Annotated in this window: 21 protein-coding genes; 16 read left to right on the top strand and 5 right to left on the bottom strand. The window is 66.7% G+C overall.

What is annotated here, in order from left to right; genetic code table 11:
• Positions 1-9: 9 nt before the first annotated feature.
• The 14 genes from NTD82_RS28470 (at position 10) to NTD82_RS28535 (ending at position 10378) form a co-directional block, all read left to right on the top strand.
• On the top strand, positions 10-675 hold the full coding sequence (locus NTD82_RS28470; RefSeq protein ID WP_262131139.1) for a SurA N-terminal domain-containing protein: 666 nt from the start codon (positions 10-12) through the stop codon (positions 673-675).
• Between the two features lie 220 nt (positions 676-895).
• Positions 896-1429 (top strand): response regulator, encoded by a 534-nt coding sequence (locus tag NTD82_RS28475; RefSeq protein WP_095155352.1) that lies wholly within the window; start codon positions 896-898, stop codon positions 1427-1429.
• A gap of 53 nt (positions 1430-1482) precedes the next feature.
• On the top strand, positions 1483-3186 hold the full coding sequence (locus tag NTD82_RS28480; protein WP_262131140.1) for a GspE/PulE family protein: 1704 nt from the start codon (positions 1483-1485) through the stop codon (positions 3184-3186).
• Positions 3167-3952, top strand: coding sequence for a hypothetical protein (locus NTD82_RS28485; protein WP_262131141.1), 786 nt, complete (start codon positions 3167-3169; stop codon positions 3950-3952). Before NTD82_RS28480 ends, NTD82_RS28485 begins: the two co-directional genes overlap by 20 nt.
• Position 3953: 1 nt before the next feature.
• Positions 3954-4496, top strand: coding sequence for a pilus assembly protein (locus NTD82_RS28490; RefSeq protein ID WP_262131142.1), 543 nt, complete (start codon positions 3954-3956; stop codon positions 4494-4496).
• Positions 4483-5028: a type II secretion system protein M gene (locus tag NTD82_RS28495; protein ID WP_262131143.1), complete on the top strand. Its 546-nt coding sequence runs from the start codon at positions 4483-4485 to the stop codon at positions 5026-5028. Before NTD82_RS28490 ends, NTD82_RS28495 begins: the two co-directional genes overlap by 14 nt.
• On the top strand, positions 5028-5528 hold the full coding sequence (locus NTD82_RS28500; RefSeq protein ID WP_095155187.1) for a hypothetical protein: 501 nt from the start codon (positions 5028-5030) through the stop codon (positions 5526-5528). The genes NTD82_RS28495 and NTD82_RS28500 overlap by 1 nt, the downstream gene beginning before the upstream one ends.
• A complete protein-coding gene (locus tag NTD82_RS28505) occupies positions 5525-7357 on the top strand; it encodes a secretin N-terminal domain-containing protein (protein ID WP_262131144.1) in 1833 nt (610 codons plus the stop codon). The genes NTD82_RS28500 and NTD82_RS28505 overlap by 4 nt, the downstream gene beginning before the upstream one ends.
• Positions 7358-7360: 3 nt before the next feature.
• A complete protein-coding gene (locus NTD82_RS28510; RefSeq protein ID WP_262131145.1) occupies positions 7361-7834 on the top strand; it encodes a type II secretion system protein in 474 nt (157 codons plus the stop codon).
• A 5-nt stretch (positions 7835-7839) separates the two neighbouring features.
• The gene (locus NTD82_RS28515; RefSeq protein ID WP_095155184.1) at positions 7840-8214 is read left to right on the top strand and encodes a type II secretion system protein; all 375 of its coding nucleotides are present in this window, start codon (positions 7840-7842) and stop codon (positions 8212-8214) included.
• On the top strand, positions 8189-8710 hold the full coding sequence (locus NTD82_RS28520) for a type II secretion system protein (protein WP_262131146.1): 522 nt from the start codon (positions 8189-8191) through the stop codon (positions 8708-8710). The genes NTD82_RS28515 and NTD82_RS28520 overlap by 26 nt, the downstream gene beginning before the upstream one ends.
• Entirely contained in the window at positions 8707-9102 is a 396-nt protein-coding gene (gene csgE / locus NTD82_RS28525) for a curli production assembly/transport protein CsgE (RefSeq protein ID WP_095155182.1), read from the top strand. Before NTD82_RS28520 ends, csgE begins: the two co-directional genes overlap by 4 nt.
• Complete coding sequence (locus NTD82_RS28530; RefSeq protein ID WP_095155181.1) at positions 9099-9512, top strand: curli assembly protein CsgF; 414 nt, start codon at positions 9099-9101, stop codon at positions 9510-9512. The genes csgE and NTD82_RS28530 overlap by 4 nt, the downstream gene beginning before the upstream one ends.
• Positions 9513-9538: 26 nt before the next feature.
• Positions 9539-10378 (top strand): CsgG/HfaB family protein, encoded by an 840-nt coding sequence (locus NTD82_RS28535; RefSeq protein ID WP_262131147.1) that lies wholly within the window; start codon positions 9539-9541, stop codon positions 10376-10378.
• A gap of 59 nt (positions 10379-10437) precedes the next feature.
• On the opposite strand, the gene NTD82_RS28540 is transcribed toward NTD82_RS28535, so the two are convergent.
• From NTD82_RS28540 to NTD82_RS28560, 5 genes are all read right to left on the bottom strand, one after another.
• The gene (locus tag NTD82_RS28540; protein WP_262131148.1) at positions 10438-11766 is read right to left on the bottom strand and encodes a M20 family metallopeptidase; all 1329 of its coding nucleotides are present in this window, start codon (positions 11764-11766) and stop codon (positions 10438-10440) included.
• Between the two features lie 15 nt (positions 11767-11781).
• Positions 11782-12966, bottom strand: coding sequence for an acyl-CoA dehydrogenase family protein (locus NTD82_RS28545; RefSeq protein WP_262131149.1), 1185 nt, complete (start codon positions 12964-12966; stop codon positions 11782-11784).
• A gap of 21 nt (positions 12967-12987) precedes the next feature.
• Positions 12988-14334 (bottom strand): MFS transporter, encoded by a 1347-nt coding sequence (locus tag NTD82_RS28550; RefSeq protein WP_262131150.1) that lies wholly within the window; start codon positions 14332-14334, stop codon positions 12988-12990.
• 4 nt (positions 14335-14338) lie between these two features.
• Entirely contained in the window at positions 14339-16846 is a 2508-nt protein-coding gene (locus NTD82_RS28555) for a TonB-dependent receptor plug domain-containing protein (protein ID WP_262131151.1), read from the bottom strand.
• A gap of 91 nt (positions 16847-16937) precedes the next feature.
• Complete coding sequence (locus NTD82_RS28560) at positions 16938-17639, bottom strand: enoyl-CoA hydratase/isomerase family protein (protein ID WP_262131152.1); 702 nt, start codon at positions 17637-17639, stop codon at positions 16938-16940.
• Between the two features lie 148 nt (positions 17640-17787).
• Between NTD82_RS28560 and NTD82_RS28565 the strand changes: the two genes are divergently transcribed.
• Together NTD82_RS28565 and NTD82_RS28570 are read left to right on the top strand one after the other, a co-directional pair.
• Complete coding sequence (locus tag NTD82_RS28565; protein WP_262131153.1) at positions 17788-18810, top strand: alcohol dehydrogenase catalytic domain-containing protein; 1023 nt, start codon at positions 17788-17790, stop codon at positions 18808-18810.
• Between the two features lie 2 nt (positions 18811-18812).
• Positions 18813-20294, top strand: coding sequence for a class I adenylate-forming enzyme family protein (locus NTD82_RS28570; protein WP_262131154.1), 1482 nt, complete (start codon positions 18813-18815; stop codon positions 20292-20294).
• Positions 20295-20366: the final 72 nt, after the last annotated feature.

Raw genomic sequence — 20366 nt, forward strand, 5'->3', positions numbered from 1 at the left:
AGGTGTGCGATGAAGATTTTCCTGTTGATCCTGGTGCTGATCGCCGCGGCCCAGGCGTTCCTGCTCAAGGCCGAGGAGGGCGGGGACGCGGCGGTGCGGGTCAACGGCGTGGGCATCAGCGCGTTGCGCGTGGAGCGCTATTTCGCCGAGTACCTGGAAGACCAGGGCCGCGCCCTCACCAGCATCCGCAGCCCGAGCCTGTACCAGCGCCTGCGCGAACAGGCGCTGGAGCAGTTGATCGCCAAGGAGCTGCTCTGGCAGGAAGCGCGCCGGCGTGGCATCGAGGTTGACGAAGCGGCCGTGCACGCGCGGCTCGAAGAGCTGCGCCGGGCCTTCCCCGACAGCGCCGGTTTCACCCGCGCCCTGGCCGATGCCGGCTTCGATGAGGCTTCGTTCGCCGACTACACTCGTCATGAGATCGCCGCGCAGCAGGTGTATTCACTGCTTGGCCAGGTCTCGCCGCCCACGGATGAAGAGGTGTTGGCGTTCCATCGGGAGCGCCGACAAACCGCGGCAAATGGCTCGAACCAACAGGACGAAAGCCCGGTCGAACGAGAGCAGGGACTCGCAGTGACCCAAAACCTCCTCTTCGAACGACAGCAGGCGCAGGCCCGCCAGGCGGCGTTGCAGCGTCTGCGGGCCGAAGCCTGGATCGAGCGTGCCGATACCCGCTGAGGGGCTTCCCCAGTGTTGGGGGAAGTTGAGGGGCAAAGTGCCATGCTGTCCCCGGGGTTGGGGGCAGCGGCCTTGGAGTGAAAGGGCAAAAGCAACAGAATCAACGGGTTAACCCCGTCATAAATCGCCGTCCGGGTCTGGCATGAAGCGTGCGTAAGCCTCTGCAAGGCCGCACTCAGCCGGATCGGGAAACCGCACCAGCATGTTCTTGGAGTCGACCTTGGTGAAGACAGTTCTGGTAGTCGATGACGAACAGACGCTTGCGCAGAATCTCCAGGCTTACCTGGAAGCACAGGGTCTGAGCGTCCATGTTGCCCACGACGGAGCAAGTGCCATCGGCCTGGCCGAGCGCATCGAGCCCGACGTGACCGTGCTGGATTATCGTTTGCCCGATATGGAGGGATTTCAGGTTCTGGAGGCCGTGCGTTCGCACAGGGACTGCCACTTCGTGTTGATCACCGCGCACCCGACCGCTGAGGTCCGTGAGCGCGCTGCCCGGCTCGGCGTCAGTCACATCCTGTTCAAGCCCTTTCCCTTGGCGGAACTGGCGCGCGCTGTCTTCGACCTGATGGGTATCGCGCGTACGTCCAGAGCCGGCAGCAACACGGACACGGGTTTCGTCGAACGCCGCCGGAGCGCAAACGAGAGTTTCCCCTTGCAGTTGTATGACGGCACCTGGGTTATGGCGGATAGACGACGCAACGGCGCGGCACCGCCCCCACCCGACGACGATCAACTGCTCACCGGGGAGTAGGCGCGAGCACACCGACCCCGGCTCGCCGCGCCTCGTGCGTTGGAGAGCAGGCCATGGAACCCGTGTCGCTCGCTGTACCCCCGGCAACCGCCGTCACCCCGGCAACCCTTGAACGTACCTTGCTCGGCCAGGCCCGCGAACAGGCTGGGCACAGCGGCGAACGCCTGCTCGATTGCCTGCGCAGCCTGGCCGCCCTGGCGCCCGCCGACTTCGTCGCGGCGCTCGGCAGCCACCTGCATTACCCGGTGCTGGACAGCCAGCGCCTGCTCGCCGCCACCCCGTTGTTCACCCAGGTCAGCCTGGCCCAGTGCCTGAAACGTGAATTCGTCCTTATCGAACTGGACGGCCAGCGCGTCGGCGTCTTCGCCGACCCGTTCGACGGCGAGCGCCTGGCCTGGATCGACGAGCACCTGCAAGGCGCGCCGCTGTACCTGGCGCAAGCCGCGGATTTGGCGCTGTTTCTCGCCCGCCAGGAAGAAAACTTCCACGCCGTCGACTCGCTCGACAGCGAGGCCGAGGGCGGCGTTGAAACCGAGGCGCTGCAGAGCCTGTCGCTGACCAGCATCAGCGAAGACCAGAGCCGGGTGGTCAAGCTGGTCAACTCGACGCTCTACGACGCGCTGAAAATGCACGCCAGCGATATCCACCTCGGCGTCACCGGCAGCGGCCTGGTGATCAAGTACCGCATCGACGGCGTGCTCACCGCCATCAGCAAGGTCAGCGGCAGCGAATTCGCCGACCAGGTGATTTCGCGGATCAAGGTCATGGCCGAGCTGGATATCGGCGAGAAACGCGTGCCCCAGGACGGCCGTTTCAAGATTGGCATCAGCGCCCGGCAGATCGATTTTCGTGTGTCGATCATGCCCAGCATCTTCGGCGAGGACGCGGTGTTGCGGGTGCTGGACAAGCAGGACCTGGCCGACCGCGTCAGCGGCGTGCAGCTCCAGGCCCTGGGCTTCGAGGAGCAGACCCTGCGCAGCCTGCGCCGGCTGGCGGGCGAACCCTACGGCATGATCCTGGTCACCGGCCCCACCGGCAGCGGCAAGACCACCACGCTGTACGCAATGATCAGCGAGATCAACCACGGCCACGACAAGATCGTCACCATCGAAGACCCGGTGGAATACCAGTTGCCGGGGGTGTTGCAGATCCCGGTCAACGAGAAAAAGGGCCTGACCTTCGCCCGCGGCCTGCGCTCGATCCTGCGCCATGACCCGGACAAGATCATGGTCGGCGAGATCCGCGACCCGGACACCGCGCAGATCGCCGTGCAGTCGGCGCTCACCGGGCACCTGGTGTTCACCACCATCCACGCCAACAACGTCTTCGATGTGATCGGCCGCTTCAGCCAGATGCAGGTCGACCCCTACAGCTTCGTCTCCGCCCTCAATGCCGTGCTTGCCCAGCGCCTGATTCGCCTGGTCTGCCCGCATTGCGCGCGGCCACACCAGCCGGACGCCGAGGAACTTGCCGCCTCGGGCCTGGGCGCGACGCCGGTGGATGGTTGGCAGTTCGTCCAGAGCCCCGGTTGCGGCCAGTGCCGTGGCAGCGGTTATCGCGGGCGCACGGCCATCGCTGAACTGCTGCACCTGGACGACGACCTGCGGCAGATGATCGTCGAACGCCAGCCCCTTTCCCGGATCAAGGCCCATGCCTGTCAGCGCGGCCTGCGCCTGTTGCGCGGCTCGGCGCTGGAACTGGTTCGTGAGGGCCGCACCACTCTGGAGGAGATCAATCGTGTCACGTTTATCGCCTGATCGATTCGTCGCCGTGCTCGGCGCCCAGGGTGTCGGCCTGTGCCGTCGCCAGGGCCGCCAGCAGCACTGGCTGGCCAGCGTTGCGGTGGACGCCGGACGCGAACACCTCGCCGAGGTCGCCCTCGACGCCCTCGCCACGCTGCTCGCCAGCCACGCCGGCAAAGGCGGGCGCCTGAGCGTGGTGGTCGCGGCGCAGTACTGCCGCTTCTGCCTGGTGCCGTGGAGCGACGGCATCACCCGGCCGCAGGAATTCGAGGTCTACGCCCGCGCCTGTTTCGAACGCTGCTACGGGCAGGCGCTGGATGACTGGGCGATCGTCCTGTCGCCAGAGCCCGCCGGCTGCGCGCGAATCGCCGCGGCCTTGCCCGACGCGCTGTTGCAAGGGCTCGCCACGCGCTGCCGCGCCGCGCACCTGAAACTGGACGCGGTGCAGCCGTACCTGATGGCGGCCTGGAACCACTTTGCCGGGCAGGTGCCGGGCAACGATTTTCTCTTTGCCCTCGCCGAGCCGCAGCGCTGTGTCTACCTGCTGGCCCGCGACGGCGGCTGGCAGCAGATCCGCAGCCAGGGCGTCGGCGACAGCGACCCGGAACTGGCGGCGTTGCTGGCCCGCGAGTGCAACCTGCACGCCGGGCAGGCCGACCTGCGCCTGTTCGTGCATGCGCCGGCACGCCGCGCGCCGAAGCCGTTGCTGGACGCGGTGGAGTTGCTGGAACTGGACGAGCCCGCCGCGCTGTTGCCCAGCATGGCCCGGGTGGTGGCCTGACATGGGCCGCCTGCAGCTCGACTTCATCCCGCCACGGCGTGGTCCGCTGAGCTGGGCGCCGCTGCTGCTCGGCGCCGGCCTGCTGCTGGCCAGCCTGGCCTGGCAACACCAGCTCGATGGGCAACAGGCGCAACTGCACCAACAGGTGCGTCAGGCCGAACAGCAACTGGGCCTGCGCGCCCGCGACGTCCCGGCGCTGAGCCCGGCCCAGAGCCGTGAGCAGGCGCAGAAACTGGCGCGGATGCGCAATTTGACGCAGCAATTGCAGCGCCCTTGGGACAGCCTGTTCAGCCTGCTGGAAGGGCTGCCGCAAGAAGACATCGCGCTGCTCAGCCTGAGCCCGGATGCGCGCAAAGGGCAGGTGCGGATCAGCGCCGAAGCCCGCGACCTGGAAGCCATGCTGGCGTTTCACAAACGCCTGGAAGCCAGCGCCGAACTGCACGACGTGTCGCTGCTGAACCACGAAATCCTCGTCAAGCAGCCGGAGCGTCCGGTCCTGTTCAACCTGTCGGCCCATTGGGAGAGCGGCGATGCGCGTCTCTAGCCTGCGTGTCCATGAATACCTGCGGCGGCTCGGCTGGGCACCGTTGGCCGGCATCGCCCTGATGCTCGGCGCGGCGCTGCACGGCGCCGGCCAGCTTGCTCAGTGGCAGGAACTGCACGCCCTGCAAACGCGCAGCGACGAGGTCGGCGAACAACTCGCCCAGGTCCGCCGTGGCGAACGTCAGCCCGCCGCCGCCAGCGTCGATCCATTGCCGGGCCTGCAACAGCAATTGCCGGCGCAACCGGAAGCCACCGAGGCCATCGAGCGCCTGTACCGCCTGGCCCGGGACGAAAAAATCAGCCTGTCCCGTGGCGAATACGCCCTCGGCGTGGACCCGGACACCCAGCTTGCGCGCTACCAGATTCTCCTGCCGCTGCGCGGCAGTTACCCGCAGATCCGCCGCTTTCTCCAGGCCCTGCTGGCGCAAATGCCGGCGCTGGTGCTGGAAGACATCGACCTGCAACGCAAACGGATCGGCGACAGCGAGCTGACCGGGCGCATCCGCATGACCCTTTATCTGTCGAGGTCGTGATGAACACTCAGCGGCTGTTGGGCTGGACCGCTTTTCTCGGTGTATCGGGCGCCCTGGCCTGGGCACCGGGGTTTTTCTTCGAAACGCAGGCGCCGGACGACAGCGCCGCCGTGATCGCCGCCCCGCGCAGCGCCATCCCTGCGCCAAAGGCCCAGGCCGCGGTGCGCGAAACCCTGAAAACGCCGCCCCGCGACCTGTTCGCCAGCAAGCAGTGGAAGCCGGCCACGGTGTTGGCGACAGTCACCGAGCAGCCGCTGGTGGTGGCGCCGCTGGAGGTGCTTCCGGTGGCCCCGGCGCTGCCATTCCAGTTCGTCGGGCGCCTGGATGATCGCGACGACCAGCGCGTGTTCCTGCAAGCCGGGGAAAAACTCTACGTCGTGCGTCGCGGCGATGTGATCGACGACACCTACCGGATCGAACAGATCTCCGCCACCGAGCTGAGCCTGGTCTACCTGCCCATGCACCTGTCCCAGACCTTGTCTGTAGGGAGCGCACCATGATTTCGCCCGTCGTTCACAAACCCGCGCCGTTTCTGCTGCTGGCGCTGTTCGTCGCCGTCGCCGGTTGCGGCACCAGTGCCGTGCGCAAGGACGGTCAGGCGCTGATCGCCGAAGGGCAATACGAGGCCGGCATCGCCGTGATCGAACAGGCGCTGGTCGAGTCGCCGCGGGATACCGAGCTGAATATCGCCCTGGCCCAGGGCCGGGCCAAGGCGGTGGAAGCGCTGCTGACCCAGGGCGACAGCGACCGCTCGCGTCACGATTTCGCCGGGGCGCGGATGGCCTACGGCCGGGTGCTGACCCTGGAACCGAACAACCGCCGTGCCCAGGACGCGGTGCGCGAGATCGAACAACTGCGCAACATCGACGAACGCACCGCCCTCGGCCAGGCGGCACTGCGCCGTGGCGACCTGTTCGGTGCCGAGCGGCACATGCGCGAGGTGCTCCTGCTCGACCCGCAGAACCAGGGCGGCCTGGCCCTGCGCAAGGACATCGAACAGGTGCAGGCACGCACCGCCCAGCCCAACCCGCAACTGCGCGGCAAGCTGGAGCGGCCGGTGACCCTGGAGTTTCGCGACGCCAACCTGAAGACCATTTTCGAGGTGCTGTCCCAGGTCGCCGGGCTCAATTTCATCTTCGACAAAGACCTGCGCCCGGACATGAAGGCGACCATCTTCGTCCGCGAGGTGCGCATAGAGGACGCGGTGGCGCTGCTGCTGGAACAGAACCAGTTGCACCAGAAAGTGGTGAATGAAAACACCCTGCTGATCTACCCGGACTCGCCGCAGAAAACCAAGGATTACCAGGAACTGGTGATGCGCACCTTCTACCTCACCAGCATCGACGCCAACACTGCGCTGAACATGGTCAAGACCATGCTCAAGACCCGCGACGTGTTCGTCGACGAGCGTTTGAACACCCTGACCATGCGCGACACCCCCGACGCCGTGCGCATGGCCGAGAAGTTGTTGCAGTCCCAGGACCAGTCCAACCCGGAAGTGGTGCTGGAAGTGGAGGTGATGGAAGTGGCCCGCTCGCGGATCCTCGACCTCGGCCTGCAATGGCCCAACACCTTCGGCGTGGTCAACAGCGACGGCAGCGGCGTGGGCCTGCTCAACCAGTTGCGCGGCATCAACTCTTCGCGGATCTCCATCGCGCCGTCGCCGCAACTGAAGATCAACGCCCAGGACAACGACATCAACACCCTGGCCAGCCCGGTGATCCGCGTCAGCAACCGCGAGCAGGCGCGCATCCACATCGGCCAGCGGGTGCCGATCATCAGCGCCACCTCGGTGCCGTCGACCCAGGGCCCGGTGATCACCGAAAGCGTCACCTACCTGGATGTCGGTCTGAAACTCGAAGTGACCCCGGTGGTGCACCTGAACAATGAAGTGGCGATCAAGATTGCGCTCGAAGTCAGCAACGCCACGCCGCTGGAACCGACCCGTCAGGGCACCATTCCGGTCCAGGTCGATACCCGCAACGCCCAGACCAGCCTGCGCCTGCACGATGGCGAAACGCAGATCCTCGCCGGGCTGGTGCGCAATGACCACGGCGCCAGCGGCAACAAGATTCCCGGCCTTGGCGACATCCCCGGCCTGGGCCGGCTGTTCGGCAGCAACAAGGACAACATGGGCAAATCCGAACTGGTGCTGTCGATCACCCCGCGCATCGTGCGCAACCTGCCGTACCAGAGCCCGTCGGACATGGAGTTCGCCACCGGCACCGAAACCAGCCTGCAGATCCGCAACCTCAACCGCGCCGGCGATGTGGCGGAGCCGGCGCCGGATGCGGCGGTGAGCGACACCTCGATCGCCGGGAGACCCTGAGCCATGAAACGCGCGCAAGGCGGTTTCACCCTGATCGAAGTGGTCATCACCCTGGCCCTGATCGGCCTGCTGGCGGCCATCGCCGCGCCGCTGACGGAAACCGTGATCCGGCGCGGCAAGGAGCAGGAACTGAAGACCGCGCTCTATCAGTTGCGTGATGCCATCGACGCCTACAAGCGCGCCTGGGATGCCGGCTATATCGAGAAAAACCTCAACGCCAGCGGCTATCCGCCAAGCCTCGAGGTGCTGGTGGACGGCGTGCGCGACGTGCGCAGCGCCAAGGGCGCGAAGTTCTACTTCTTGCGGCGCATTCCCCATGACCCGCTGCGCCCGGCCGGGCGCGACGACGACAGCGGTTGGGGCCTGCGTGGCTACGACAGCGGGGCAGACAATCCGCGCCCCGGCGAGGACGTGTTCGACGTGTATTCCCAGGCCCCTGGCAAGGGCCTCAACGGCATCGCCTACAGCCAGTGGTGACGACAATGCGCCAGAGCAAGGGCTTTACCCTGATCGAGTTGCTGGTGGTGATGGCGATCATCGCCACCCTGGTGACCATCGCCATGCCGCGTTACTTCAGCAGCCTGGAGCAGTCGAAGGAAACCACCCTGCGCCAGAGCCTGGCGGTGTTGCGTGAATCGCTCGATCACTATTACGGCGACACCGGGCATTACCCCGAATCGCTGGAGCAACTGGTGGAGCAGCGCTACCTGCGCGCCGCGCCGCTGGACCCGATCACCCAGCGCCGCGATCTCTGGCAGGTGCTGCCGCCCCCCGACGGCGTGGCCGGCGCGGTGGGCGATATCAAGAGCGGTGCAACCGGGAGGGCGCGCGATGGCAGCCTTTATGCCGAGTGGTAAGGCGGCCGAGGCCGGCTTTACCTACCTGGGTGTGCTCTTGCTGATCGCCGTCAGCGGCATGGCCATGGGCGCCGCCGGGCAACTCTGGTCGAGCCAGGCGCTGCGCGAACGCGAGCAGGAACTGCTGTGGGTCGGCAGCCAATACGCCCAGGCGCTGCGCAGCTACTACCGCGCCTCGCCGGGGCTGGCCCAGTACCCGCAGGCGCTGGACGAACTGCTGGAGGATTCGCGCTTCCCCAACCTCAAACGGCACATTCGCCGGCTCTACCCGGACCCGATCACCGGCAGCGATGACTGGGGCCTGGTGCGTTCCATCGACGGGCGCATCACCGGTGTCTACAGCCGCTCGCAAGGCGTGCCGCGCAAGCAGTCCGGGTTTGCCGCGCAGTGGGCGGATTTCGAGGGCCTGGGGCATTACGCCGACTGGCAGTTCGTCGCCGAGCAGGCGTTCACCGGCGAGACGCCCCGGCGTCCCGCGGCGGGGGTGGCGCCATGAACCGCTGGCGGTGTGTCGCCGTGCTGTCGCTGGCCCTGCTCGGGGCGCAAGCGCGGGGCGGCGAGGAGGACGAGATGATGGGGTTCATCGTTGATTCCACCATCAGCCACATCGGCCACGACTTCTATTACAGCTTCGCCGAGCGGCTGCGTGCCACCAGCCGCCTGGATTTCAACCTGGTGGTACGGGAAAAGCCGGATCCGCGCTGGGGCAGCCTGGTGTCGGTCGAGTATCAGCAACGGGTGGTGTACCGGCGGTTCCTGCCACCCAACACCGTAGAACTCAAAGACGCGGCCTATGAGGCCGCCGATCTGGTCAAGGCGCAGGTCATCCAGCGCAAGCTGGAGTCGCTGCTGCAGGACACCACCGATCTGGAGAGGGACGAGCTATGAACACCACCATCGCCCACCGTCTGGCCTGCGCCGTATTCCTCGCGGCCTGCGCCCAGGCGTCGGCCACCGAACTGGTGCACACGCCGATCAACCCGTCATTCGGCGGCAACCCGCTGAATGGCACCTGGCTGCTGAACAACGCCCAGGCGCAGAACGACCATGACGACCCGTCCATCGGCGGCCGCTCGGCCTACACCGGTACCACCGCCCTGGAGCGTTTCAGCAACCAACTGGAGTCGCGAATGCTCTCGCAGTTGCTGGACAACATCGCCAATGGCAACAGCGGCAGCATGTCCACCGACTCCTTCATCATCAACGTGATCGACGATTCCGGGGCCTTGAGCATTCAGGTGACTGACCGGGCGACGGGCGAAGTGTCGGAAATCCAGGTCAACGGGCTGAATCCTTGAACCGGGCCGAAAGGGGAGTGATGAACATGAAACGTCTACTGGGCACCCTGCTGATTTTGGCCGCCTTGCAAGGCTGCGGACTGCGCGAACCGATGTCGGCCGATGACACCGAAACCCCGACCCTGACCCCGCGCGCCTCGACCTACTACGACCTGCTCAACATGCCGCGCCCCAAGGGTCGGCTGATGGCGGTGGTGTACGGCTTTCGCGACCAGACCGGGCAATACAAACCGACCCCGGCCAGTTCCTTTTCCACCAGCGTCACCCAGGGCGCGGCGAGTATGCTGATGGATGCCTTGCAGGCCAGCGGCTGGTTCATGGTGCTGGAGCGTGAAGGGCTGCAGAACCTGCTGACCGAGCGCAAGATCATCCGCGCCTCGCAGAAAAAGCCGGACACGCCGCTGAACATCCAGGCCGAACTGCCGCCGTTGCAGGCGGCCAACCTGATGCTCGAAGGCGGAATCATCGCCTACGACACCAACGTGCGCAGTGGCGGCGAAGGGGCTCGCTACCTGGGTATCGATATTTCCCGCGAGTACCGGGTGGACCAAGTCACCGTCAACCTGCGGGCGGTGGATGTGCGCAGTGGACAGGTGCTGGCCAATGTCATGACCAGCAAGACCATTTATTCGGTGGGGCGCAGCGCCGGCGTGTTCAAGTTCATCGAATTCAAGAAACTGCTGGAAGCGGAAGTGGGCTACACCACCAACGAACCGGCGCAGCTTTGCGTGCTGTCGGCGATCGAAGCGGCGGTGGGGCATTTGCTGGCCCAGGGCATCGAGCGGCGACTGTGGCAGGTGGCGGGGGATGGCAGTGGCGACAAGGCGGTGCTGGATCGGTATCTGGGGCAGTATCAGCGCCCTTGAGATCGAGCGCCGCTTTGCGCGGCGCATCGCTGGCAAGCCAGCGATAGCGGCCTCTAGGCTCACTGCCGTTGCATATAACTCAACGTCATCCGACTCAACGCCCGGATCCCCACCGCCAGGCTCGGGTCATCCACCTGGAACCCCGGCGAATGGGTCGGCCACACCGGTTTGTCCGCCAAGGCAGGCGGGGTAACGCCCATGCGCATGAAGATGCCAGGGATCTCCCGGGCATATTCGGCGAAGTCGTCCGCGCCATAAGTCCCGTTGTCGATCTTCACCGGGGTGGTGGAAACCTGCTCCAGCACTGGCAACAAGCTGTCCACCAAGGCCGTGTCGTTGTGCCCGGCCCGGTAGTTGCCGGGCAAATAATCAATCTCGGCACTGGCCCCGGACGCTTCGGCGATCTTCTCCGCAGTGCGGCGCATGCGTTGCAACACGTCCTCTCGCTGCTCGTCACTGACGGTCCGGATCGATCCCTCCAGGCGCACTTCAGCCGGGATGATGTTGTGCCGGTCGCCCGCTTCGATGCGGCCGACGGAGATCACTGGCGCCGGCAGCACGCTGAGGTTGGACTGGCGGCTGGGAATGGTCTGCCAGGCGAGGATGGTCTGGGCCGCCACGGGCACCGGATCGATGCCGGTCCAGGGGAACGCGGCGTGGGTCTGGCGACCCTTGATCCGGGCGACGAAGGTGTCCGCCGCCGCGGTGGTGCGGGTGCGGCTCAGGGTGAAGGTGCCGGCCGTGCCGGCGGTGACGTGGATGCCGAAGATCACCGCCGGCGCCGGGTTTTGCAGCACGCCTTGTTCGATCATCAGTTTCGCGCCGCCAGCTTCGCCCAGCGGCGGGCCTTCTTCGGCGGGCTGGAAGATCAGTTTGAGGGTGCCGGGCAGCTCGTCGCGCCGCGCCGCCAGCACTTCGGCCACGCCGAGGGCCATTGCCATGTGCGCGTCGTGGCCGCAGGCGTGCATCACGCCAACTTCCTTGCCACGGGTGCGCAGGTCACCGCTCGGGTCCGGGACGCGGACGGTGGAGGCGAAGGGCAGGCCGGTCTGTTCGGTCAGGGGCAGGGCGTCCAGCTCGGCGCGGATCGCCACCACCGGCCCCGGCTTGCCGCCGCGCAGGATGCCGACCACGCCGGTGTGGGCGACGCCGGTCTGCACCTCCAGGCCCAGCTCGCGCAGGCGTTTGGCGATGCGCTTGGCGGTCTCGACCTCGCGGTTGCCCAGTTCCGGGTGTTGGTGGATTTCGTGACGAAGCGCGATCACGCCGGGCAGGGCCTTGGCGATGCGCGCATCGAGGTCGCCCCAGTCCGCCGTCGGCGCGGCGCTGATCGGCCCCGCGAGCAGGCCGAGGAACAAGGCAACCAGCGTTTTACGGTACGGCGGCATGGGGGCTTTCCGTGCTCAGTAAGTGAAAGCGATCGGCGGGTAGTTGCCGTTCACCAGGTAGTCGCCGATGGCCTTGTACTTGTAGGCCACGGCGTCGTGGGTGGTGTGGGTGCGGGCGTTGCGCCAGTGGCGGTCGAAGTTGTAGCGCGACTGGGTGGTGGCGGCGCCGCCGACTTCATAGAGACGCTCGCAGACATGCAGCGCGGCGCGGGTCGAGGCGATCTTGGCTTCGGCCACGGCGATCGAAGAACGGGCCAGCAGGGCGTCCAGTTCTTCTCCGGCCAGCAGGCCCTGCAACTGGCTGCGGGCGGCGAGGTCGACGGTCAGCGCGGCTTTTTCCACCAGCGCTTCGGCGCCATGGATCGCCGCCGAAAGATCGCCCACGGTGTGCAGGATGTACGGGTCGTTGCGCGCCTGGTCGACACCGCTTTCACGCACCGGACGGGCGCCGGTGCGCGACCACGCCACGGCATCGTCCAGCGCCGCCAGGCCGATGCCGATATCGATGGCGCAGTGGATCAGTTGCGCGCTGGCGCCGATGTAGTTGCGCCGCTGGTACCACTCGGCCAGGGGAATCACCTGCTCCGGCAGCACCGTGACGTTTTCCAGCAAGGTGGTGCCGCTGGCGGTGATGCGCTGGCCCATGCCGTCCCAGTCGTCGAGCAGGGTGATGCCGGGGGTGTTCGCCGGCAGCATGACGTAGACCGCGTTGCCGTCCTCGTCCACCGCCTGGATCTTCAGCAGGTCGGCGAACAGGCAGCCGGTGCTGTAGAACTTGCTGCCGTTGAGCACCAGCCGCTCGCCCTGGCGTTCCAGGCGGGTGTGGATTTCACCGCGGAATTTGCCGCTGCGTTCGGCGATGGCGCCGGAGGACAGTTGCCGCTCGGCGAAGGCGCCGAGGTAGCGCCGTTGCTGGTCTTCATGGGCTATCAGGCGCAGGTGCTCGACGGTGGCGAAGTGCGGGAACAGCGCCTGGGCCACGCTCGGGTCGGCCTTGGCCAGGGTGATGAAAATCCGCGCCACGTCCACTTGGCTGACATCGCCGCCGCCCAGTTCGACCGGGACCCGCGCGGCGCCGAGGCCGGATTCGCGGATCAGGTCCAGTTGCGCGTGGGGCAGGATGCGCTGCGCGTCGCGTTCGGCGGCGCCAGGCTGGATGTGGGTGGCCAGTTCAGTGGCCAGTGCCAGGTAATCGGTCATGAGTCAGTCTCGAAAAGGAAATCAGGGTGCATCGCGCAAGGCCTGGCGCGGAACGCCGAACAACAGGATCAGGGTGCCGCACGCCACGAGGGCGGCGACGATGTACAGCGCCAGGCTGATTTCGCCTGTGTTGGTCTTGATCGTGCCGATCATGATCGGCGTCAGCAGGCTGCTGACCTGCCCGCAGCAGTTGACCAGCGCCAGGCCGGCGGCGCGGGCGCGGTCGGACAGGTAATAGGTGGGAATGGTCCAGAACACCGCCGTCGCCACCAGATAACCGCTGGTCATCAGGGTCAGCAGGGCGATGGCCGACCAGGGCCCGGCGATCAGGTTGGGCAGCAGGGTCATCGCCAGCGCCGCCGTCAGCCCGCCCAGCGCGAAGTGCCAGCGGCGCTCCTGGTGCAGGTCGGAGTGACGGCAGGCCCAGAGCATCACCCCGACGCCGACCACATAGGGCAGCGCCGAGAACAGGCCGAGCTGGCCGAGGTTGCTGACCCCGGCGTCGCGGATGATCGACGGTGCCCAGATGTTGGTGACGTTGCCGGTGCACATGATGGTCAGGCAGTAGGCGAGGGTGATGAACCAGACCTTGCGGTCTTTCAGCGCTTCGACGAAACGCTGGTGACCGCCGGGTTTGCGGCTCGCCCGTTCATGGGCCAGGGCGCCTTCGATGGCGCGTTTTTCGTCCTCGCTGAGCCACTTGGCGTTGGCCGGTTTGTCGTCCAGCCAGTACCAGGCGAACAGCCCGGCCAGCACCGGCGGGATGCCGGTGACCACGAACAGCCACTGCCAGCCGCTGAACCCGGCAAACCCGGCGAAGTGGCCCATGATCCAGGTGGATAGCGGCCCGCCGACGATGCCGCAGACGGCGATGGCCATGATGAAGCGCGAGGTGATCCGCGCCCGGTACGCGGCCGGGAACCAGTAGGTCAGGTACAGGATCACGCCGGGGAAGAAGCCGGCTTCGGCGGCGCCCAGCAGTATCCGCAACACGTAGAACTGCCCCGGCGTCTGGGCGAACGCGGTGGCGATGGTCACCAGTCCCCAGAGGATCATGATGCGGGTCATGGTCTTCTTCGCGCCGAACTTCTCCAGCAACAGGTTGCTGGGGATTTCGAACAGCAGGTAGCCGATGGAGAACACCCCGACGATGATGCCGAAGGTGGCATCGCTGATGTTCAGGTCGGCCTTGAACTGCAAGTGGGCGAAGCTGATGTTGACCCGGTCGAGCCAGTTCAGCACGAAGCACAGGAACAGGAACGGCATGATGCGCCACGCCAGCTTGCGGTACAGGCGCTGGTCGAAGGCGGTGGCGTCCGCCGCAGGGGCGGCGGACGAGGTTGCGGACAGGCTGCCGGGAGTGCTCATCGGATTACCAGCTCACGTCGACTTTGCCGAAGAAGTACGCGCCTTCCAGCCCGTACGGCGAGTACCAGCTATAGGTCGGGTCGTCGGTGGGGAAGAAGTAGAAGCGCTTGGCTTCGTCGTTGAGCTGCTGCGGACGGCGGTCGAAGATGTTCTCGCCGCCGACGGTCACTTTCACCGCGTCGCTGATCCAGTAGCCCAGACTCAGGTCGGTGATGAAGGCGGCGCGGATTTCCTCGTCGCGGCTGGCGGAGATCTGGTTGCGGCCGGTGACCCGGGAGTAGCGGGTGCCCTTGAGCGTGACGTCGAAGTCGCCCAGTTGCCAGGCGGCGGTCAGCGAGGTGACGTTTTTCGGGTAGGCGCTGGTCAGGTTGCCCTGGCGGTCGCGGCCCACGGCGCTGACGCCGGTGCCGGCCAGTGCGTCGGGTTCCTTGATCTTCTCGATGGTCTGCAGGCTCTGGTTGCTCAGCAGGGTCCACTTGGTCTTGCCGTACTCGCCGAGGTCGTAGCGATAGTCCGCCACCAGGTCGATGCCGCGGGTGCGGGTGTCGGCCAGGTTGCCGAAGTAGGAGACGATCTGGTTCGGGTCCAGGCCGTTGGCCGCCAGCACGTTGGACACGGCGGTGCCTTGCAGGTTGCTGGTCTGCAGGACGCGGTCCTTGATGTCGATCTGGTACAGGTCGACGGTGACGTTGAGGTTGTCGGTCGGCGTGGCGACGAAACCGAGGCTGTAGTTCAGCGATTTCTCGGGCTTGAGCTGCTTGGCGCCGAGCGCTTTGCCGGCCGCGTCGTCGACGGTGACGTAGCGGGTGGTGGCCTGTTCGAGTACGCCGGTCAGCGGGCTGGTGCGCCAGGCGGTGAGCGACGACGAGTAGTACTGCTGCTGCAGCGACGGCGCGCGGAAACCGTTGCTGATGGTGCCGCGCACGGCGAACGCCGGGGTGAAGGCGTAGCGGGTGGAGAGCTTGCCGCTGCCGGTGTCGCCGAAGTCGCTGTAGTGCTCGAAACGCCCGGCGAGGCTGACGTCCCACTGGTCGGTGAGGCTCTGGCTGAGGTCGATGTAGCCGGCGGTGTTGGTCCGCGAATAGTTGTGTGCGTCGGCTGGGGTGAAGCCCACCAGGCCTGGCGCGCCGGGGTTCGGGCGCTGGCCGGCGAGCGGGTGGCCGACCGGGAAGACGTAGCCGCCATCGGCATAGGAGGCGTAGTCGCCGTCCTGGATTTCGAAGCCGTCGCGGCGGAATTCCAGGCCGGTGGACACGTTCAGCGGCTTGGCGAACAGGCCGGTGTCGAAGGCGCGGGTCAGGTCGAGGTTGTTGGTCCACTGGCTGGCGATCAGATGGCCGCCGTCCATGTCGCGCGGGCTGTCCGGGCCGAGGGACGGGTTCAGCGACTTCTCGTTGCGGGTGTTGGCGTCGTTGCGGCCGTAGCTGGTGCTCAGGTCGAGTTTCCAGCCCGCCACATCGTCATTGCGCAGGCCGACCACGGTCTGGAAGTCATCTTCTTCCACCACGAAGCGCGGCGAGAAACCTTCCGGGTACACCGAGACGATGTTCTGCGGCGAGTTGGCGGTGCGGTAGGTGCCCCAACTGGTGGAGTTGCGGTGGCTGAGGGTGGAGAAGGAATACAGGCTGACGGTGTCGTTCAGCGGCAGTTCGGCGTTGTAGCCGAAGTTGTAGGTCTGCGAACGCGGCTGGCCGAGCTGCTGGCGGTAGCGGCTTTCGCTGTTCTCGCGCGGGTCGGCGGCGCCGTTGACCGGGAAATAGATGCGCGTGCGGTCCGGCACCGCGCCGGCGACGTTGGAGCTTTCCTGAATGCCGATATCGGCGCTGAGGCTGAAGAAACCGTCGTTGGGCAGGGCGAAGCCCTGGTTGATCTGGCCCTGGCCGCGGGCGCCGAAGTTGCCCTTGCCGCCGATGCGGTTCTCGTACTGGCCGTACAGCGCGCTGGCGCTGCCGCCGGAGTCGTTTTTCTTGAGGATGATGTTGATCACCCCGGCGATGGCGTCCGAGCCGTACTGCGCGGCGGCGCCGTCGCGCAGCACTTCGATGTGGTCGACGGCGCTGACCGGGATCAGGTCGAGGTCGGCCGGCGACTGGCCGCTGGAGGTGGCGGCGGTCTGTACGAAGATCAGCGACGTGTTGTGGCGGCGCTTGCCGTTGACCAGCACCAGCACATGGTTGCCGCCGAGGCCGCGCAGGGTCGCGGACTTCACCGACAGCCCGGTGCCGCCGGTGAAACCGGCCGCATTGGTGTAGGAGGGCACGCTGGCGGCGAGGGCGTCGCGCAGGTTCTGCTTGCCCGAGCGCGCCAGGTCATCGGCGCTGATCACGTCGATCGGCGCCAGGCTCTTGGCCACGGTACGGCCGCTGTCGCGGGCGCCGGTGACGACCACGGTTTGCAGCGCGGTGTCGCTGCTCGGGGTTTCGGCGGCCAGCGCCAGTGGGGTGACGCACAGTCCGAGGATGCCCGCGGTCAGCAGGTTGAGCCTGGGATGGAAAGTGTTGGGGCGAGACATGGTGAGGCTCCGTTGAGGTGCCGCTTTCCATTCCTGGTGGTGGGTGTTCCTGACAGTACTGGCGAGGCGATGTTGTGTTGGCAGTTTCTGGTTATCGGTAACGCATGACGTCCTGGCGGGCCTGGTCGACCAGGGCCATGTGGTGTGTCAGATGGCGCTTGCGTTGCGCCAGGAGCAGGGCCTTGGTCCATTCCATGGCCTTGGCCGAATGTCCGGCCAGTTGCGCCGCCAGTTCCAGGGCGGCGGCGTGCGGGTCTTCGGCGATGCGGTTGATCAGCCCGAGGCGCAGCGCATCTTCGGCATCGAAGCTGCGGGCGCTGAGCATGATGTCCAGCGCGGCTGCCTCGCCAATCAGCGTCGGCAGGGTGATCGCGCTGAAACCGGAGAGCATGCCGTGGCGCACTTCCGGGAAGCTGAAGCGGGTGTCGGGACGGGCGATGCGGAAATCGCAGTGGATCGCCAGGCTGATGCCCAGCCCGAGGGTGTGACCGTGCAAGGCGGCGACCACCGGCTTGTGCAGTTCCAGGCCAACGCCGGGCAGGGCGCGGGCCAGCAGGTCGCTGGGGACGGCTTCGCCAGTGGCTTCGATTTCCTTGAGGTCGGAACCGGCGCAGAAGGCGCGTTCGCCGGCACCGCGCAGCACGATGGCGCGCACTGCGTCGTCTTCCGCGGCACGGGCCCAGACCTCGGCCAGCTCGCGCTTGGCCTGGCCATCCAGCGCATTCAGGCGCTCGGGGCGGTTCAGCGTGACCTGCAGAACCCCGTCACCCAGGTGTTGATACTCGACTGTCATGACTTCGTTTTCGCTAAGAGTGAAAGAAAGACGCTTTGCCTCTTGCAGGTCGGCGTCAAAGTGGGGAAAACTTAATTGATGTTCACAATGCAAACAACATGTTTGTTATATGAACATCTTCTTAGCAATTAGAAAATGGTTATAAAAAATGAAAGCGATAGTACTAAAAGCCTTCGGCGGGCCGGAGCAATTGCAGGTGGAAGACGTCCCCACGCCGACGGCCGGTCCGGGTGAAGTACTGGTTCGCGTGCACGCCGCGGGCGTTTGCCACCACGACCTGCTGCACCGCGCCGGCCATTTGCCGGGCGCGCATACCGGGGTCGTGCTCGGCCATGAAGTGGCCGGCGAAGTGCTCGAGCTGGGGGCCGGCGTGTTGCAACTGAAGGTTGGCGCGCGGGTGGTGGTGTATCAGCGGCGCTTCTGCGGGCAGTGCCGCGACTGCCTGCGCGGTCGCCAGGACCTGTGCCGGGCGCTGGGCCTGCCGTCGGTGGACACCGAAGGCGCCTACGCCGAATACCTGCGAATCCCGGCGATCTCGGCGGTGGAACTGCCCGACGGCCTGGACTACACCTTGGCGGCGCTGGCGTCCTGCCCGATAGCCACCAGCGTGCGTGCGCTGTACGGCGAGGCCGGGTTGCAACCCGGCGAGACGGTCTTGATCAACGGCGCCAGTGGCGGCCTCGGCGCGCACCAGATCCAGTTGGCCCGGGCGCTGGGCGCGCGGGTGATCGCGGTCACCGGCAGCGCTGACAAGCGCGAGTTCCTCCAGCAACTCGGTGCCCATGACGTGGTGGTGGCCAGCGAAGGCTACAGCGCCGAGGTGTGGAAACTCACCGGCAAGCGCGGCGTCGACGTGGCCATGGAAAACCTCGGCCACACCCTCGAAGACACCTTGCGCAGCATGACCCTCGGCGGTCGCGTGGTGGTGCTGGGCAATGTGCAGCCGGGCGCTGTGGCGGTGAATCCGGGCTTGCTGATCGGTCGCCGGCTCAAGGTCCAGGGCTCGGGCAGTGCCACGCTTGAGCAACTGCGCACCGCGCTGGCGCTGATCCATGGCGGGCAGGTGCGGCCATTGATCGACCGCGTGCTGCCGTTCCCTCAAGTGGCCGAGGCCCATGCGCTGCTGGAATCGCGGCAGGTCAGCGGACGTATCGTCCTGAGCGGGTGGTAAGCATGGATATCAGTACCTTGCTGGGTCAGGCCGCCAGCAAATGGCCGCAGGCCGCGGCCCTCAGCGAGCCCGCGCGGGATCGCCACCTGACGTTCCGCCAGCTCGACCAGGCACTGACGGCGTTCGGCCAGGCGCTGGACCAGCTCGGCGTGGGCGAGGGCGAGCGGGTGGCGCTGCTGGCCGATGCCGGCATCGACTACCTGATCGCCGACTATGGCTGCATGGCCAACGGCCGGGTGCGGGTGCCGCTGGACCCGACCTTGTCCCCGGTCGAACTGCTGGCCCAGTTGCGCGACGCCGGTGCGGCGCTGTTGTTGTTCTCGCCGCAGTACGCCGACGTCGCCGCCGGACTGCGCGTCGAGGGCATTGCCTGCCGGGCGCTGGAGGAACTGACAGGCGCTGCCGCGGCGCCCTTGCCCCCGCGTACGGCGCGGCCGCCGCAGTCGCTGGCGTCGCTGAACTACACCGGCGGCACCACCGGCGTGCCCAAGGCGGTGATGCACCGGCATGCCAGCCTGTGCGCCGTGCTGCAGAACATCGTCATGGCCCGCGGCGCGGTGTTGGGGGACGTGCTGCTCAATGTCCGCCCGCTCTGGCCGATCGCCGCGGTGGCGGTGCTCGCCCATCTGCTCAGCGGTGGGCAGGTGGTGCTGGGCGGGCGCTTCGACAGCAAAACCTTCCTCGCTCAACTGGCGCAGCAGCGCGTGGCCTTCAGCTCGCTGGTGCCGACGCAATTGCTGCGCCTGCTGCGCGAGACGGGCAGCGCGCCGGCGGACCTGCCGTCGTTCAAGAGCCTGGACATCGGCGCGGCGGCGCTGACCGGCGAAGTACTGGAGGGCGCCTTCAGCCTGTTCGACGGGCGCATCGCCGTGCTCTATGGCATGACCGAGGCACCGTGGAGTTGCTACCTGGCCGCCGCGCAGATGAAGGCCTTGCGTCAGGCCGGCGAGAGCGCCGAGGGCGTGGTGGGGCGCTCATTGTTCGCCGCCGCCGCGCGCATCGACCGCGTCGATGCCAACGGCATTGGCGAAATCCTCCTGGCGGGCCCGCAACTGATGGCGGGCTATTGGCAACAGCCAGGCCTCACCGGCGACGTGCTGGTAGAAGGCTGGCTGCGCAGCGGCGACCTCGGCCGCCTGCGCGCTGACGGCCAGCTCGAAGTCCTCGGCCGCTGCAAGGACATCATCCGCAGCGGCGGCAAATCAGTGCAGCCCGGCGAAGTCGAACAGGCCCTGCTCAGCCACGCCGCCGTGCGCGAGGCCCATGTGTTCGGCCTGGCGGATCTGGAGTGGGGCGAGCAGGTGTGCGCGGCGGTGGTGCTGGAAGGTGGTGCGTCGGCGTCCGTGGAAGTGTTGGTCGAGCATTGTCGCGGACTGTTGTCCCGCTACAAAGTCCCGCGGCGGCTGTGGTTCATCGAAGAACTGCCGCGTTCGCATTATGGGAAGGTGCAGAAGAAGCGGTTGCTGGAGGTGTTGGGGGTTTGAATCCGTACAGGGTCTAGAGATTCGGATTTGTTCAAGCGCTTGGCGGGGAAACTGTAGCGCTTTCAAGATCGA

The sequence above is a fragment of the Pseudomonas sp. 5P_5.1_Bac1 genome (assembly GCF_025466015.1).
In the GTDB taxonomy this organism is placed as follows: Bacteria; Pseudomonadota; Gammaproteobacteria; order Pseudomonadales; family Pseudomonadaceae; genus Aquipseudomonas.